Annotated in this window: 14 protein-coding genes; 13 read left to right on the top strand and 1 reads right to left on the bottom strand. The window is 60.6% G+C overall.

Features of this window, described 5'->3' with window-relative positions:
• Positions 1–10: 10 nt before the first annotated feature.
• The 11 genes from edd (at position 11) to D8U69_RS28950 (ending at position 13,525) form a co-directional block, all read left to right on the top strand.
• Positions 11–1,837, top strand: coding sequence for a phosphogluconate dehydratase (gene edd / locus D8U69_RS29005; protein ID WP_056852632.1), 1,827 nt, complete (start codon positions 11–13; stop codon positions 1,835–1,837).
• Positions 1,834–2,790, top strand: coding sequence for a glucokinase (locus D8U69_RS29000; RefSeq protein WP_056852631.1), 957 nt, complete (start codon positions 1,834–1,836; stop codon positions 2,788–2,790). The genes edd and D8U69_RS29000 overlap by 4 nt, the downstream gene beginning before the upstream one ends.
• Positions 2,791–2,941: 151 nt before the next feature.
• Positions 2,942–3,673: a response regulator transcription factor gene (locus tag D8U69_RS28995; protein WP_056852630.1), complete on the top strand. Its 732-nt coding sequence runs from the start codon at positions 2,942–2,944 to the stop codon at positions 3,671–3,673.
• Complete coding sequence (locus tag D8U69_RS28990; protein ID WP_056852629.1) at positions 3,663–5,132, top strand: ATP-binding protein; 1,470 nt, start codon at positions 3,663–3,665, stop codon at positions 5,130–5,132. The genes D8U69_RS28995 and D8U69_RS28990 overlap by 11 nt, the downstream gene beginning before the upstream one ends.
• A gap of 128 nt (positions 5,133–5,260) precedes the next feature.
• Positions 5,261–6,520 carry an AGE family epimerase/isomerase gene (locus D8U69_RS28985; protein ID WP_130908641.1) on the top strand — a complete coding sequence of 420 codons (1,260 nt, stop codon included), beginning with the start codon at positions 5,261–5,263 and terminating at the stop codon, positions 6,518–6,520.
• Positions 6,521–6,638: 118 nt separating this feature from the next.
• Positions 6,639–7,940 (top strand): ABC transporter substrate-binding protein, encoded by a 1,302-nt coding sequence (locus tag D8U69_RS28980; RefSeq protein WP_056852627.1) that lies wholly within the window; start codon positions 6,639–6,641, stop codon positions 7,938–7,940.
• Between the two features lie 137 nt (positions 7,941–8,077).
• A complete protein-coding gene (locus D8U69_RS28970; RefSeq protein WP_056852626.1) occupies positions 8,078–8,986 on the top strand; it encodes a sugar ABC transporter permease in 909 nt (302 codons plus the stop codon).
• The gene (locus D8U69_RS28965; protein WP_056852625.1) at positions 8,979–9,824 is read left to right on the top strand and encodes a carbohydrate ABC transporter permease; all 846 of its coding nucleotides are present in this window, start codon (positions 8,979–8,981) and stop codon (positions 9,822–9,824) included. Before D8U69_RS28970 ends, D8U69_RS28965 begins: the two co-directional genes overlap by 8 nt.
• Positions 9,825–9,826: 2 nt before the next feature.
• Positions 9,827–10,987 (top strand): sn-glycerol-3-phosphate ABC transporter ATP-binding protein UgpC, encoded by a 1,161-nt coding sequence (gene ugpC / locus D8U69_RS28960; RefSeq protein ID WP_130908640.1) that lies wholly within the window; start codon positions 9,827–9,829, stop codon positions 10,985–10,987.
• Between the two features lie 222 nt (positions 10,988–11,209).
• On the top strand, positions 11,210–12,556 hold the full coding sequence (locus D8U69_RS28955) for a carbohydrate porin (protein WP_056852623.1): 1,347 nt from the start codon (positions 11,210–11,212) through the stop codon (positions 12,554–12,556).
• Between the two features lie 114 nt (positions 12,557–12,670).
• Entirely contained in the window at positions 12,671–13,525 is an 855-nt protein-coding gene (locus D8U69_RS28950; protein WP_056852622.1) for a D-hexose-6-phosphate mutarotase, read from the top strand.
• Positions 13,526–13,683: 158 nt separating this feature from the next.
• Here D8U69_RS28950 and D8U69_RS28945 read toward each other — a convergent pair whose 3' ends face one another.
• Complete coding sequence (locus D8U69_RS28945) at positions 13,684–14,544, bottom strand: MurR/RpiR family transcriptional regulator (protein ID WP_170948639.1); 861 nt, start codon at positions 14,542–14,544, stop codon at positions 13,684–13,686.
• 228 nt (positions 14,545–14,772) lie between these two features.
• On the opposite strand from D8U69_RS28945, the gene zwf reads away from it, so the two are divergent.
• Both zwf and pgl read left to right on the top strand, forming a co-directional pair.
• Entirely contained in the window at positions 14,773–16,242 is a 1,470-nt protein-coding gene (zwf, locus tag D8U69_RS28940; RefSeq protein WP_056852621.1) for a glucose-6-phosphate dehydrogenase, read from the top strand.
• A complete protein-coding gene (gene pgl, locus D8U69_RS28935; RefSeq protein WP_130908639.1) occupies positions 16,229–16,942 on the top strand; it encodes a 6-phosphogluconolactonase in 714 nt (237 codons plus the stop codon). Before zwf ends, pgl begins: the two co-directional genes overlap by 14 nt.
• Positions 16,943–16,944 lie beyond the last annotated feature (2 nt).

The raw sequence follows: 16,944 nt of genomic DNA, 5'->3' as shown, positions 1-16,944 counted from the left end.
AGTTCTACACATGCATCCCCGCGTCCTTGAGGTCACCGAACGGCTTATCGCCCGCAGTCGCGCCACGCGTGAGGCTTACCTTGCATTGATTCGCGGTGCGGCCAGCGACGGCCCGATGCGCGGCAAGCTGCAATGCGCCAACTTCGCCCACGGCGTGGCCGGTTGCGGCAGCGACGACAAGAAGAGCTTGCGGATGATGAATTCCGCGAACATTGCAATTGTTTCGTCATATAACGACATGCTCTCGGCGCACCAGCCGTACGAAGTCTTCCCTGAACTGATCAAGAAAGCCCTGCGCGAAATCGGCTCCGTCGGCCAGTTCGCCGGCGGTACACCGGCCATGTGCGATGGCGTGACCCAGGGCGAGCCGGGCATGGAGCTGAGCCTGCCGAGCCGTGAAGTGATCGCGCTGTCCACCGCCGTGGCGTTATCCCACAACATGTTCGACGGCGCGCTGATGCTCGGCATCTGCGACAAGATCGTCCCGGGCCTGATGATGGGCGCGCTGCGCTTCGGTCATCTGCCGATGATCTTCGTGCCGGGCGGGCCGATGGTCTCCGGTATTTCCAACAAGCAGAAAGCCGACGTGCGCCAGCGCTACGCCGAAGGCAAGGCCAGCCGCGAGGAACTGCTGGAGTCGGAAATGAATTCCTACCACAGCCCCGGCACCTGCACCTTCTACGGCACCGCCAACACCAACCAGTTATTGATGGAAGTCATGGGCCTGCACTTGCCGGGTGCGTCCTTCGTCAACCCGAACACGCCACTGCGTGACGCCCTGACCCGCGAAGCGGCGCATCAGGTGACGCGCATTACCAAACAGAACGGCGACTACCTGCCGATCGGTGAAATCGTCGACGAGCGTTCGCTGGTCAACTCCATCGTGGCGCTGCATGCCACCGGTGGCTCGACCAACCACACCCTGCACATGCCGGCCATTGCCATGGCGGCGGGCATTCAGTTGACCTGGCAGGACATGGCCGACCTCTCCGAGGTGGTGCCGACCCTGAGCCACGTCTACCCGAACGGCAAGGCCGACATCAACCACTTCCAGGCCGCGGGTGGCATGTCGTTCCTGATCCGCGAACTGCTGGAAGCCGGGCTGCTCCATGAAAACGTCAACACCGTGCTCGGCCATGGCCTGAGCCGCTACACCAAGGAGCCGTTCCTCGACAACGGTGAACTGGTATGGCGCGAAGGCGTGACCGAGAGCCTTGATGAAAGCATTCTGCGGCCGGTCGCTCGGGCATTCTCGCCAGAAGGCGGTTTGCGCGTGATGGAAGGCAACCTCGGTCGCGGCGTGATGAAGGTGTCCGCCGTGGCGCTGGAAAACCAGATTGTGGAAGCGCCGGCAATGGTGTTCCAGGATCAGCAGGACCTGGCGGATGCGTTCAAGGCCGGATTGCTGGAGAAGGATTTTGTCGCGGTGATGCGCTTCCAGGGGCCGCGCTCCAACGGCATGCCGGAACTGCACAAGATGACGCCGTTCCTCGGTGTGCTGCAGGATCGCGGCTTCAAGGTTGCGCTGGTGACCGACGGGCGCATGTCCGGCGCGTCGGGGAAAATCCCGGCAGCGATTCACGTCAGCCCCGAAGCTTATGTCGGCGGCGCTTTGGCGCGGGTGCAAGAGGGCGATATCATCCGCGTCGATGGCGTCAAAGGCACCCTGGAGCTTAAGGTGGACGCCGAAGAATTCGCAGCGCGCACGCCGGCCAAAGGCCTGTTGGGTAACAACATCGGCACCGGTCGCGAACTGTTTGGTTTCATGCGCATGGCCTTCAGCTCGGCGGAGCAGGGCGCCAGCGCCTTTACTTCTGCCCTGGAGACGCTTAATTGAAACTGGCTTTGGTCGGTGACATCGGTGGGACCAACGCACGTTTCGCGTTGTGGAAAAACCAGCAGCTGGAATCGGTCCAGGTGCTGGCGACAGCAGATTTCGCCAATCCGGAACAGGCAATCAGCCTTTACCTGAGCGGGCTCGGCCTGGCACCGGGGGCTATCGGTTCGGTGTGCCTGTCGGTGGCCGGCCCGGTGAGCGGCGATGAATTCAAGTTCACCAACAACCACTGGCGTTTGAGCCGCAAGGTCTTCTGCCAGACCTTGCAGGTGGATCAGCTGTTGCTGGTCAACGATTTTTCGGCCATGGCGCTGGGCATGACCCGTTTGCAGCCCGGCGAATTCCGCGTGGTCTGCGAAGGCACGCCGGAGCCGTTGCGGCCGGCGGTGGTGATCGGTCCCGGCACGGGGTTGGGCGTCGGCACTTTGCTCGATCTCGGCGAAGGCCGATTTGCCGCACTGCCGGGGGAGGGTGGCCACGTCGACTTGCCGCTGAGCAGCCCTCGCGAGACTCAACTGTGGCAGCACATCTTCAATGAAATCGGGCATGTCAGCGCTGAAACGGCATTGAGCGGCGGCGGCTTGCCACGGGTTTATCGGGCAATCTGTGCGGTGGACGGGCATGAGCCGGTGCTTGAGACACCGGAAGCGATCACCGCTGCCGGTCTGGCGGGAGACCCGATTGCGGTGGAAGTGCTTGAGCAGTTCTGCTGCTGGCTCGGTCGGGTGGCCGGCAACAACGTACTTACTACCGGTGCGCGCGGTGGCGTGTACATCGTGGGCGGGGTGATTCCACGCTTTGCCGATTTCTTCCTCGAAAGCGGTTTCGCAAGATGCTTCGCCGACAAGGGGTGCATGAGCGATTACTTCAAGGGGATTCCGGTGTGGCTGGTGACGGCTCCGTATTCGGGCCTTGTTGGCGCCGGTGTGGCCCTCGAACAGGCACACCAGTGATCGTTCCCACGCTCCGCGTGGGAATGCAGCCCGTGACGCTCCGCGTCACTGGACGCGGAGCGTCCCTTGAGGCATTCCCACGCAGAGCGTGGGAACGATCCGTTCATCAGGCATAATCCGCCCCAATTCCAACAACAAGGATGCCTTCGAAGTGAGCTCAGTCAACAAGTCGATTTTGTTGGTCGATGACGATCAAGAGATACGCGAGTTGCTGGACACCTACCTGACCCGCGCCGGGTTTCAGGTACGTACCACGCCCGATGGCGCCGGTTTTCGCCAGGCCTTGAATGACGAACCCAGTGATCTGGTGATCCTCGATGTGATGTTGCCGGACGAAGACGGTTTCAGTTTGTGTCGCTGGATTCGTCAGCACCCGCGGCGGGCTCAGGTGCCGATCATCATGCTCACCGCCAGCTCCGACGAGGCTGACCGGGTCATCGGCCTGGAGCTGGGCGCGGACGATTACCTCGGCAAACCCTTCAGCCCTCGCGAACTGCAGGCGCGCATCAAGGCGTTGCTGCGTCGTGCGCAGTTCGGCCAGGAGCGCAGCGGTGGGGAAGTGCTGGCCTTCGATGACTGGCGGCTGGACATGGTCAGCCACCGGCTGTTTCACATCGACGGTGAAGAAGTGATTCTGTCCGGCGCCGATTTCGCCTTGCTGAAACTGTTCCTCGATCACCCCCAGGAAATCCTCGACCGCGACACCATCGGCAACGCCACCCGCGGTCGTGAACTGATGCCGCTCGACCGCATTGTCGACATGGCGGTGAGCCGATTGCGCCAGCGTCTGCGCGACACCGAGAAACCGCCCCGGCTGATTCGCACTGTGCGTGGCAGCGGTTATCAACTGGCAGCCAATGTGATTGCCAGCAATGGTCACTGAATCCCTGCGCAAACTCGCAGGGCGCGTGCCGGTGCCGCGCTCGCTGTTGGGGCGCATGTTGCTGCTGACCCTGCTGGCGGTGCTGTTCGCCCAGACGTTATCGAGCGTGATCTGGGTCTCGCAATTGCGTGCTACCCAGCTTGAAGGCCTGGTCACCAGCGCCCGCAGCCTTGCCCATTCGATGACCGCCAGCGTGAGTTACTTCCGTTCGTTGCCCGTGGCGTTTCGGCCGTTGGTGCTCGACCAGTTGCGTAGCATGGGCGGTACGCGATTCGTGGTGACGCTCAATGACAAACCCCTGGGCATGGACGTGCTGCCAATCACCCCGCGCAAGGAAGCGGTGATCAACGCGGTGGACGAAGTGTTGCGCCAGTCCCTTGGCCATGACACCGATATTTCGGTGACCTTCGTCAGCCCCGAGGATCTGCGGATTTTCAACGCCGGCCTGAAGCTCGACGAGCTGCCACGCTCCTGGGCGCATTACGCGCTGACCCTGGAGCCGGTTAATCCGCCCGTGCTGGTCACGCAAATCCAGATGGCACCCGGCGAATGGTTGTACATCGCCTCGCTGCTGCCCGAGCCCTACACCAGCCTCGAAGAACAAGGCCTGCCGGCGCAGCAGGTGTGGTTCATCGTACTCACCAGCGGTTTCCTGCTGTTGTTCATCGGTCTGTTGGTGCACTGGCAGAGCCGTCCGCTCAAGCGCCTGGCGCGGGCCGCGCGGGATTTGTCGCTGGGCGCCGACGTCGAGCCGGTGGCCGAGGGTGGCGGCAGTGAAGTGGTCGAAGTCGGTCGCGCCTTCAACACCATGCGCGAGCGCATCAGCCGTTACCTGACTGAACGCAGCCAGTTGTTCAGCGCGATTTCCCACGATTTGCGCACACCGATCACCCGCTTGCGTCTGCGCGTCGAACTGCTCGAAGACGAAAAGCTGCAAGCCAAGTTCGGCCGTGATCTGGATGAGCTGGAGCTGCTGGTCAAAGGCGCGCTGCAATGCGTGAAAGACACCGACATTCACGAGAACATCGAGCCGGTGGATCTCAATCATGTGCTCGATTGTCTGGTGGAACCGTATCTGGCACCCAACGGCAATGGCCGCGTGACCCAGCAGGGACGAGCGCTGGCGGCGTATCCGGGCAAGCCATTGGCGCTCAAGCGCTGCATCGGCAACCTGATCGACAATGCCCTCAAGTACGGGCAGAACGCGCATCTGCACATCGATGACGACGACAGTGCGTTTGTTTTGCACGTCGATGATGAAGGGCCGGGGGTCCCGGAGCAGCGGCTGGAGCAGGTGTTCGAGCCGCACTTTCGTTTGGCCGGGCAGCAGCAGGGGTATGGCCTGGGGCTGGGAATCGCCCGCAACATTGCCCATAGCCATGGTGGTGAAGTCAGCCTGCAGAATTTGCGTGAGGGCGGGTTGCGCGTAACCCTTCAATTGCCTCGAAGTCTAGACTGACGACCGCGTTATCGTTCATCGCGAGCAAATGTCACAGACTGGTGACAAAACCCGGCCCCTTCGTTACAAGCCCGCCATTGCCCGTTGTTTATGCTGGCCCTCAGTCATAACAACAAAAAAGGTCCTCCATGCACAGCTTCCAACCTGCCTTCAGCAGTTGGCTGAACGCACCTGCCCATCAGCAATGGCTCGCCACCGAAGGGTTGCGCCTGTTGGCGTTCGCCAAAGCTTCGAAGCTTCCCGAAGGCTTCGGTAACCTCGATGAAAAAGGTCACCTTGCGGCCAATGCGCAAGCGCAAACCATGATCACCGCACGCATGACCCACAGCTTCGCCATGGCCCACATTCAAGGCCTGCCGGGGTTTGCAGCGCTGGTCGATCATGGCGTCGAAGCTCTGCGCGGACCGTTGCGCGATGCCGTGCACGGTGGCTGGTTTGCGGTGGCCGAACACCGCGACGGCAACACCGGCAAGAATGCCTATCTGCATGCCTTTGTCGCGCTGGCCGCCAGTTCCGCGTTAGTCGCCCAGCGTCCCGGCGCACAAGCGTTGCTCGATGACGCCATCGACATTATCGACACCTACTTCTGGAGTGAGGAGGAGGGTGCCATGCGCGAGTCCTTCAATCGCGACTGGAGCGAAGAGGAGTCGTATCGCGGCGCGAACAGCAACATGCACGCCACCGAAGCCTTTCTCGCCCTGGCCGATGTCACTGACGACAACCGCTGGCTGTGCCGTGCGCAGCGTATCGTCGAGCGAGTGATCCACGGCCATGCCGCTGCCAACGACTACCTGGTGATCGAGCATTTCGACCGCGACTGGCAGCCTCTGCGCGAATACAACCACGACAACCCGGCCGATGGTTTCCGTCCTTACGGCACCACGCCGGGCCATGGATTCGAATGGGCGCGGTTGCTCCTGCATCTCGAAGCGGCGCGAGTGCAGGCCGGCATGCTGACACCCGGATGGCTGGCCACCGACGCGCAAAAACTCTTCGAGCAAAATTGCCTGCACGGCTGGGATGTCGACGGCGCACCGGGCGTTGTCTACACCCTCGACTGGGACAACAAAGCAGTGGTCCGCCATCGCCTGCACTGGACTCATTGCGAAGCCAGTGCCGCCGCCAGCGCCTTGTTGCAGCGTACCGGTGATGAACAATTCGAGCGCTGGTACCGACTGTTCTGGGAATTCTGTGACAGTTTTTTCATCGACCGATGCGACGGCAGCTGGCATCACGAACTCGATCCGCTGAATCGCCCTAGTGCTGATATCTGGCCCGGCAAGCCGGATCTGTATCACGCCTGGCAAGCCGTGCTGATCCCTCGACTACCGTTGTCGCCCAGTATGGCAACGGCTCTGGCGCAAATGTCCCAGGGCGGTTCTGTGTAACCATGCGGTGACATTCGCGCGTCCCTTCGTTACCTGCGAGGGGAGGCGTCCTGTTTAAACTCCTGTGCAGCGCAAGCACCAGACTTGCATGCATAACAACAAGAAAGGTACATCTCAGATGAATGCGATTTCTCGCCTCGCTACTGTCATTTCTGTCGCCTCCCTGTTCCCGCTCGCAATGCTGCCGCTCAGTGTTTCCGCTGCCGACTCCAAAGGTTCGGTCGAAGTCGTGCACTGGTGGACGTCCGGTGGTGAAAAAGCCGCCGTTGATGTGCTCAAGGCCCAAGTCGAAAAAGACGGTTTCACCTGGAAAGACGGCGCCGTGGCCGGCGGTGGCGGTGCGACGGCCATGACCGTGCTGAAAAGCCGCGCCGTTGCCGGCAACCCGCCAGGCGTTGCGCAGATCAAGGGGCCGGACATCCAGGAGTGGGCGTCGACCGGTCTGCTCGACACCGACGTGCTCGAAGACGTTGCCAAAGCAGAGAAGTGGGACAGCCTGCTCGACAAGAAAGTCTCCGATACCGTGAAGTACGAGGGTGATTACGTGGCCGTGCCGGTGAATATTCACCGGGTGAACTGGCTGTGGATCAACCCGGAAGTCTTCAAGAAAGCCGGTATCACCAAGAACCCGACCACCCTCGAAGAATTCTACGCCGCTGGCGACAAGCTCAAGGCTGCCGGCTTCATCCCGCTGGCCCACGGCGGTCAGCCATGGCAGGACAGCACCGTGTTCGAAGCTGTCGTGCTGTCGGTCATGGGCGTTGATGGCTACAAGAAAGCCCTGGTCGATCTGGACAACAAGGCGCTGACCGGTCCGGAAATGGTCAAGGCGCTGACCGAGCTGAAGAAAGTCGCGACCTACATGGATGCCGACGGCAAAGGCCAGGACTGGAACCTGGAAGCGGCCAAGGTCATCAACGGCAAGGCCGGCATGCAGATCATGGGTGACTGGGCCAAGAGCGAATGGACTGCCGCCGGGAAAGTCGCCGGCAAGGACTACGAGTGCGTAGCGTTCCCGGGCACCGACAAGGCGTTCACTTACAACATCGACTCGCTGGCGGTGTTCAAGCAGAAAGACAAAGGCACCGCTGCCGGTCAGCAGGACATCGCCAAAGTCGTGCTGGGCGAAAACTTCCAGAAAGTCTTCAGCATCAACAAAGGTTCGATCCCGGTGCGCAACGACATGCTGGCCGACATGGGCAAGTACGGTTTCGACTCGTGCGCCCAGACGGCAGCCAAGGACTTCCTGGCTGACGCCAAGTCCGGCGGCTTGCAGCCAAGCATGGCGCACAACATGGCGACCACGCTGGCGGTACAGGGTGCGTTCTTCGATGTCGTGACCAACTTCATCAACGACCCGAAAGCCGACCCGGCCGATGCGGCCAAGAAACTGGGCGCGGCGGTTCAGTCGGCCAAGTAGTACCCATACCTGTAGGAGTGAGCCTGCTCGCGATAGGGGTGTGTCAGGAACAGAAGCATCAACTGACACATCGCAATCGCGAGCAGGCTCACTCCTACAAGGGAATGCCTTCGTAAATCATTATTCTGGATTTCCCCATGAGTTCTGTTGCTGTGTTCAGCAAGGCCTCGCCGTTCGATGCATTGCAGCGCTGGCTTCCAAAACTGGTGCTGGCGCCGAGCATGTTCATCGTTCTGGTGGGCTTCTATGGCTACATCCTGTGGACGTTCATTCTGTCGTTCACGACCTCAACATTCCTGCCCAATTACAAGTGGGCAGGGCTGGCGCAATACGCGCGGCTGTTCGACAACGACCGCTGGTGGGTGGCGAGCAAGAACCTGGCGCTGTTCGGCGGCATGTTCATCGGCATCACCCTGGTGATCGGCGTGCTGCTGGCGGTGTTCCTCGACCAGCGCATCCGGCGCGAAGGTTTCATCCGCACCATTTACCTGTACCCGATGGCGCTCTCGATGATCGTCACCGGTACCGCATGGAAGTGGCTGCTCAACCCCGGCATGGGCCTGGACAAATTGTTGCGTGACTGGGGCTGGGAAGGCTTCCGCCTGGACTGGTTGATCGACCCGGATCGCGTGGTCTATTGCCTGGTGATTGCCGCTGTCTGGCAAGCCTCGGGTTTCATCATGGCGATGTTCCTCGCCGGCCTGCGGGGCGTTGATCAATCGATCATCCGTGCCGCGCAGATCGATGGCGCGAGCATGCCGCGCATCTACTGGAAAGTGGTGCTGCCAAGCCTGCGTCCGGTGTTCTTCAGTGCGGTGATGATTCTGGCGCACATCGCGATCAAGAGTTTCGACCTGGTGGCGGCGATGACGGCCGGTGGCCCGGGTTACTCCTCCGACCTGCCGGCGATGTTCATGTATTCCTTCACCTTCAGCCGCGGCCAGATGGGCATGGGCTCGGCCAGTGCGATTCTGATGCTCGGTGCGATTCTCGCAATCATCGTGCCTTACCTGTACTCCGAGCTGAGGACCAAGCGTCATGACTAGTCTCGCTGCCAAACCTGCCATCAGCCTGAGTCGCATCGCGATCTACGCGGTGCTCATCCTGGCTGTGCTGCTTTACCTGATACCGCTGGTGGTCATGCTGTTGACCAGCTTCAAGACCCCGGAAGACATCAGCACCGGCAATCTGCTTAGCTGGCCGACCGTGGTCAGCGGCATCGGCTGGGTCAAGGCCTGGGCCACGGTTGATGGTTACTTCTGGAACTCGATCAAGATCACCGTTCCGGCGGTGCTGATCTCCACGGCCATCGGTGCCTTGAACGGTTACGTGCTGTCGATGTGGCGTTTCCGTGGTTCGCAGCTGTTCTTCGGCCTGCTGCTGTTCGGTTGCTTCCTGCCGTTCCAGACCGTCCTGCTGCCGGCCTCGTTCACCCTCGGCAAGATGGGCCTGGCAAGTACCACCACGGGCCTGGTGTTCGTGCACGTGGTCTACGGCCTGGCGTTCACCACGCTGTTCTTCCGTAACTACTACATCAGCATTCCGGATGCGCTGGTGAAGGCTGCGCGCCTCGACGGTGCGGGTTTCTTCACCATCTTTCGCCGGATCATTCTGCCGATGTCGACGCCGATCATCATGGTCTGCCTGATCTGGCAATTCACCCAGATCTGGAACGACTTCCTGTTCGGCGTGGTGTTCTCCAGCGGTGATTCGCAACCGATCACGGTGGCGCTGAACAACCTGGTCAACACCAGCACCGGCGCCAAGGAATACAACGTTGATATGGCAGCGGCGATGATCGCCGGGCTGCCGACCCTGCTGGTCTATGTGGTCGCAGGCAAGTATTTCGTGCGCGGGCTCACGGCCGGCGCAGTCAAGGGGTAATCATGGCTACGCTCGAACTTCGCAATGTAAACAAGACCTACGGCGCCGGCTTGCCGGACACCCTGAAGAACATCGAACTGTCGATCAAGGACGGTGAGTTCCTGATCCTTGTCGGCCCGTCGGGCTGCGGCAAGTCGACCCTGATGAACTGCATCGCCGGCCTGGAAACCATCACCGGCGGCGCGATCATGATCGGCGACCAGGACGTCAGCGGCATGAGCCCCAAGGATCGCGACATCGCCATGGTGTTCCAGTCCTATGCGCTGTACCCGACCATGAGCGTGCGCGAGAACATCGAGTTCGGCCTGAAAATCCGCAAGATGAGCCAGTCGGCGATCGACGAAGAAGTCGCCCGCGTGGCCAAGCTGTTGCAGATCGAGCACCTGCTCGATCGCAAGCCGGGCCAGCTCTCCGGCGGTCAGCAACAGCGCGTGGCGATGGGCCGTGCCCTGGCGCGCCGACCGAAGATTTATCTGTTCGACGAACCGCTGTCCAACCTCGACGCCAAGCTGCGGGTCGAGATGCGCACCGAAATGAAACTGATGCACCAGCGCCTGAAAACCACCACGGTCTACGTGACCCACGACCAGATCGAAGCGATGACGCTGGGCGACAAGGTGGCGGTGATGAAGGACGGGATCATCCAGCAGTTCGGTACACCGAAAGAGATCTACAACGACCCGGCCAACCTGTTCGTGGCGAGCTTCATCGGTTCGCCGCCGATGAACTTCATCCCGCTGCGGTTGCAGCGCAAGGACGGTCGTCTGGTGGCGCTGCTCGACAGTGGCCAGGCCCGTTGCGAATTGCCGCTGGGCATCCAGGACGCCGGTCTCGAGGATCGCGAAGTGATTCTCGGCATGCGCCCGGAGCAGATCGTACTGGCCAACGGTGAAGCCAATGGTTTGCCGACCATTCGCGCCGAAGTCCAGGTTACCGAGCCAACCGGCCCGGACACTCTCGTTTTCGTCAATCTCAACGACACCAAGGTCTGCTGCCGCTTGGCCCCGGACGTGGCGCCGCAAGTCGGCGAGACCCTGACCCTGCAATTCGATCCGGCGAAAGTGCTGCTGTTCGATGCCAAGACCGGCGAGCGCTTGGGGGTTGCCGGTGTGCCGAAAACCGAGGCGCACGCTGCCAACGTCGCCCAGTTCAAAGGCCGCTGAAGATCATAGGTGGGAATGGATTTTTGTGGGACTGGCTTGCCAGCGATGCAGGCGACTGGTTTTGACGTCGAACCGAGGTGATGCCATCGCTGGCAAGCCAGCTCCCACACAAAAGCCAATCTTCACAGGGGGAATCCGTGGCGGATGGCCTGTCATCCGCCGCAACTGATGTAACCGCGTTGGAAAAAGAAAAGTTAATAACAATAAAACGAGGAAGTAGGGATGAAGAAGAACAACAGTGCTCAGCTTATCTGCCAGTTGTCAGCCGTTGCGGCAATGATGCTGGCCGGTAGCGTGCACGCGGCTGACGCGTTCAGCGCCGATTCGGAATGGATGACCGGTGATTGGGGTGGCGAGCGTACCAAGCTGATCGAGCAGGGCATCGACATCAAGATGGACTACGTCGGTGAAGTCGGTGGCAACCTGCATGGCGGTTTCAACGACGACAAGACCGCGCGCTACAGTGACCAGTTTGGTCTGGGCGCGGCGCTGGACCTGGAAAAGCTGTTCGGTTGGGATAACACCCAGGCCAAGATCCAGCTGACCAACCGTAACGGCGAAAACATTTCCAACGACCGCGTCGGCGACCCGCGGGCCGGCACCCTGAGTTCGTCCCAGGAAGTCTACGGCCGAGGCCACATGGTGCGTCTGACCCAACTGTGGATCAAGCATCAGTTCTTCGACAACAAACTCGACGTCAAGGCCGGTTACTTCGGTGAGGGTGAAGATTTCAACACCTTCCCGTGCGAATTCCAGAACCTGGCATTCTGCGGTTCCCAAGTGGGTAACTGGGCCACCAACATCTGGTACAACTGGCCGGTCAGCCAGGCGGCGATCCGCGTGAAGTACAACATCTCGCCTGAGTGGTATGCGCAGATCGGCGCGTACAACCAGAACCCGTCGCAACTGGAGCACGGCAACGGCTTCAAGCTCAGCGGCAGTGGTACCAAAGGCACCGTCCTGCCGGTTGAACTGGTGTGGCTGCCCAACCCTGGCAACCTGCCGGGCGAATACCGTGTCGGTTACTACAAAAGCACCGCCAGCGCCGATGACGTTCGTGAGGATGACAACGGCAATGATGCGGCCACCAGCGGCAATGCCTATCGCAGCCACAGCAGCAAGCACGGCTACTGGTTCGTGGCGCAACAGCAACTCACCAGCCACAACGGTGACGCCACTCGCGGTCTGAACATCGCCGCCAACGCGACGTTCCACGACAAGGACACCAACATCGTCGACAACTACCAGTCGCTGATGTTCGTGTACAAAGGCCCGTTCGATGCACGTCCGAAAGATGACCTCGGTATCGGTTTCGCCCGCATCCATGTCAACGATGACGTGAAGAAAAACGCCGAGCTGACCAACGCCGCCAATGGCGTCAGCGACTACAACGATCCACTGTTCTCGCCACTGCGTGAGACCGAGTACAACTACGAGCTTAACTACGGTTTCCACGTCACCAACTGGCTGACCGTGCGTCCTAACTTGCAATACATCACCCACCCGGGCGGTGTGGATGAAGTCGACAACGCGCTGGTGGCCGGTCTGAAAATTCAGTCGGTGTTCTAACGCGACTGCGATAAGCTCCTCTCTATGTGCGCATTTTGCGGACGGCCAAGGCTGTCCGCTTTTTTTTGGAGGGCCGCGCACCCCGCTGACAGATGATTTTCAGGACCGTGGCACATGCATGAGCATCCGCTACAACGCTTCTTCAAATCCTTGCGCGAACGACCGGTGTTTGCCTGGGAGCGCTATCAGAAGCGCGACGTGTTGGTCATTGATCACCCGCTGTGTCAGGCGGTATTCAGTCGCCAGGGCGCGCAGTTGTTGCACTTCCAGCCCAAGGGGCAGAAACCCTGGCTGTGGTGCGCGGCGAAGTGGCCGCAGGTAGGCGCGATCCGTGGTGGCGTGCCGGTGTGCTGGCCATGGTATGGCCGTCATCCGAGCGAAAATGCCTGGCCGTCCCATGGTTGGGCGCGGTTGCTCGACTGGAAGCTGATCGATAGCAGCAGTGACGAGGATGGCGTGCGTTTGCACTGGCAACTTGAACTCTGCGACTGGCAAGTGGACCTGCATGCACACCTGGGGGAACGCATGGAGTTGCGTTTGAGTACCGAGCATCAGGACGACATGCCATGCCAGTTGAGCCAGGCTTTGCACGCTTACTGGCGTATTGGCGATGTCGGTGAGGTAGCGCTGTCTGGGCTCGAAGGCGCGCAAGGTTACGACCAGTTGAACCGACAGATTTGCCAGCAGGAAGGCGAGTTGCGGGTCGATGGCGGATGCCAGCGGGTGTTTCAGCATGACGGGGAGTTGCAGCTTAACGATCACGCCTGGGATCGGGCGTTGTGCATCGATACCGGCGATACGGCTGACACGGTGGTGTGGCATCCGGGATCACGACCGTTGCTCGGGGTGAGCTGGAACGAGATATCTGAATTCGTTTGCGTGGAAGCGGCCAGCGGCGGCACCGACAGCCTGTGCCTGAAACCGGGGGAGCGGGCGCATTTGAGTTTGCAGGCGCGGGTGGCGGCTTAATGGGGATCGTTCCCACGCTCTGCGTGGGAATACCTCAAGGGACGCTCCGCGTCCAGTGACGCGGAGCGTGGGAACAATCAGCATTTCAGGTTCGGCGCGGACACTGTGGGAGCTGGCTTGCCAGCGATGAGGCCGGACCGGTCAGCGCAGATTTCGGATCAGTTGAATTCGTCACCCACCGGATACCGGCTGGCATTCAAACTCTCTTTGATCTTGCGCAAATGCGGCTGGAAATCCACTCCGCGTCGCAAGGTCATGCCTGTTGCGAGCACGTCGAGCACGGTCAGTTGAATGATCCGCGACGTCATCGGCATGTAGATGTCGGTGTCTTCCGGCAATGGAATGTTCAGGCTCAAGGTGCTGGCTTTGGCCAGTGGTGAGTTTTCCGCGGTCAAGCCGAGCACCGAAGCGCCGTTCTCCCGGGCAATGCGCGCCACTTCCACCAGTTCGCGGGTGCGCCCGGTGTAGGAAATGATCACGAACAACTCGCCGGTGTGCGCCACCGAGGCAATCATGCGTTGCATCAGCACGTCGGCGTGGGCAGTCACGGCCAGGTTGAAACGGAAGAACTTGTGCTGCGCATCCAGTGCCACCGGGGCCGAGGCGCCGAGACCGAAAAAGTGGATCTGCCGCGCCTGGATCAACAGGTCGACGGCGCGGCTGATCAGGTTCGGGTCCAGTGCCTGACAAGCGCTGTCCAGGGACGCGATGGCGCTGCCGAAGATTTTCTGCGTGTAGGCCTCAGGGTTGTCATCGGCCTCCACTGCGCGGCTGACATACGCCGCGCCGCTGGCCAGGCTTTGCGCCAATTGCAGCTTGAGCTCGGGGTAGCCGCTGACGCCGAACGAACGGCAGAAACGGTTGACCGTCGGCTCGCTGACCGAAGCGGCCTGGGCGAGGGCGGCGATGCTGAAACGGGTGGCCTGCTGCGGGTTGAGCAGGATCACCTCGGCGACTTTGCGCTCGGCCTTGTTCAGCTCTTCAAGGCGATTCTGGATCTGTTCCAGTAAATTTCGCACGCGGTCCATATGAGTTTCCTTGATTCACCAGCGCCGATAAGCGCGCGGCTAATGCAAAAAGGGCCTTTGGTGTGGCCCATAACGGTGGCCTATCCTACTGATGGCTCCGACCGACCACCACTCGGAATCTGTATTTTGCGAAAATGTTGTGGTTATTACTACATTTTCCCTTGAGTGATGCCTTGAAAAAAGGTATTTGTAGCTTAACTTGATAAAAGAACAAACATCATGCTCTCGATTACGGTTGAACCGTGCACCTTTGCCTTGTTTGGCGCCCTTGGCGATCTGGCCTTGCGCAAGCTGTTTCCTGCGCTTTATCAACTCGACGGTGCAGGCCTCTTGCACGAGGACACGCGGATCATCGCGCTGGCCCGTGAGCCCGGCAGCGAGCAGGAGCATTTGGCGTTCATCGCCTCCGAACTGCGCCGCTACGTGGGTGCCAAAGATCTGGACGAAGCCGTCGTCGAACGTTTTCTCGCGCGCCTGAGCTATCTGCACGTCGATTTCCTCAGACCCGAAGACTATGTGGCCCTGGCCGAAGCGGCAGGCAGTGCCCAGCGGGTCATCGCCTATTTTGCTACGCCGGCAGCGGTGTACGGCGCGATCTGCGAGAACCTGGCGAAGGTCGGCCTGGCGGAAAACACCCGCGTGGTGCTGGAAAAACCCATCGGTTCGGACCTGGAATCCTCGCGCAAGGTCAACGATGCCGTGGCGCAGTTCTTCCCGGAAAACCGCACCTACCGCATCGACCATTACCTGGGCAAAGAGACCGTCCAGAACCTGATCGCCCTGCGTTTTGCCAACAGCCTGTTCGAAACCCAGTGGAACCAGAATTACATTTCCCACGTGGAAATCACCGTGGCCGAGAAGGTCGGGATCGAAGGCCGCTGGGGCTACTTCGACAAGGCCGGCCAGCTGCGGGACATGATCCAGAATCACCTGCTGCAATTGCTCTGCCTGATCGCCATGGACCCACCGGCCGACCTGTCCGCCGACAGCATCCGCGACGAGAAAGTCAAAGTGCTCAAGGCACTGGCGCCCATTAGCCCGGAAGGCCTGACCACCCAGGTGGTGCGCGGCCAATACATCGCCGGCTACAGCGAAGGCAAAGCCGTGCCGGGTTATCTGGAAGAACCCAATTCCAACACCCAGAGCGACACCGAAACCTTTGTCGCCCTGCGAGCCGATATCCGCAACTGGCGCTGGGCCGGCGTACCGTTCTATCTGCGCACCGGCAAGCGCATGCCGCAAAAACTGTCGCAGATCGTCATCCACTTCAAGGAACCGTCGCACTACATCTTCGCCCCCGAGCAGCGCCTGCAAATCAGCAACAAGCTGATTATCCGCCTGCAACCGGACGAAGGCATTTCCTTGCGCGTGATGACCAAGGATCAAGGCCTGGACAAAGGCATGCAGCTGCGCAGCGGTCCGTTGCAGCTGAATTTTTCCGACACCTGGAGCAGCGCACGGATTCCCGATGCCTACGAGCGGTTGTTGCTGGAAGTGATGCGCGGCAATCAGAACCTGTTTGTCCGTAAAGATGAAATCGAAGCCGCGTGGAAGTGGTGTGACCAGTTGATCGCCGGGTGGAAAAAATCCGGTGATGCGCCCAAGCCGTATGCGGCAGGGTCCTGGGGGCCGATGAGCTCCATTGCACTGATTACGCGGGATGGGAGGTCGTGGTATGGCGATATCTGATTTGAAACTGCCTCAGGGTGTAAGCGCCCATGAGTTCAAGAGCCCGACGCTGTTGGCCGAAGGCCTGGCGCTGAGCGTGGCGAAACAACTGAGCGACGCGATCGACACCCAGGGCACTGCGACCCTGGTGGTGTCCGGTGGCCGCAGTCCGGTGGCGTTTTTCCAGCACCTGGCCAAGCAGAAACTGGACTGGCCCAACGTCGTGATCAGCCTGGCTGACGAGCGTTGGGTGCCGGTCGAGCATGCCGACAGCAATGCCGGCCTGATCAAGAAATACCTGTTGCAAGGCCCGGCGGCCAAGGCTCAGTTTCTGAGCCTGTATAGCGCCAGCGCCAACCTGGAACAGGCGGCAGAGCAGGCTGACCGTTTGCTCTCCGAGTTGCCGGTGATCGACGTGCTGGTACTGGGCATGGGCGATGACGGTCACACCGCCTCGCTGTTCCCCAACAGTCCGAAGCTTGCCGAGGCCTTGCAGGCCGACGGTAGCCGTCGTTGCTATCCAATGCTCGCACCGACCGTGCCGCATCAGCGCCTGACCATGAGCCGTGCGCTGCTGGCTTCGGCCAAGCACAAGGTTCTATCGATTTCCGGTCAGTCCAAGCTGACCACCCTGAGTACCGCACTGGCCGGTGACGATGTCGCCGCAATGCCGATTCGCGCGTTTCTGCAACCTACGTTAGAGATTTACTGGTGCCCATGAGC

The sequence above is a fragment of the Pseudomonas sp. Sample_16 genome, assembly GCF_004307665.1.
Taxonomy (GTDB): Bacteria; Pseudomonadota; Gammaproteobacteria; order Pseudomonadales; family Pseudomonadaceae; genus Aquipseudomonas.
Note: the sequence above shows the minus strand (reverse complement) of the source record. Positions and strands in the feature narration are given on the sequence as shown.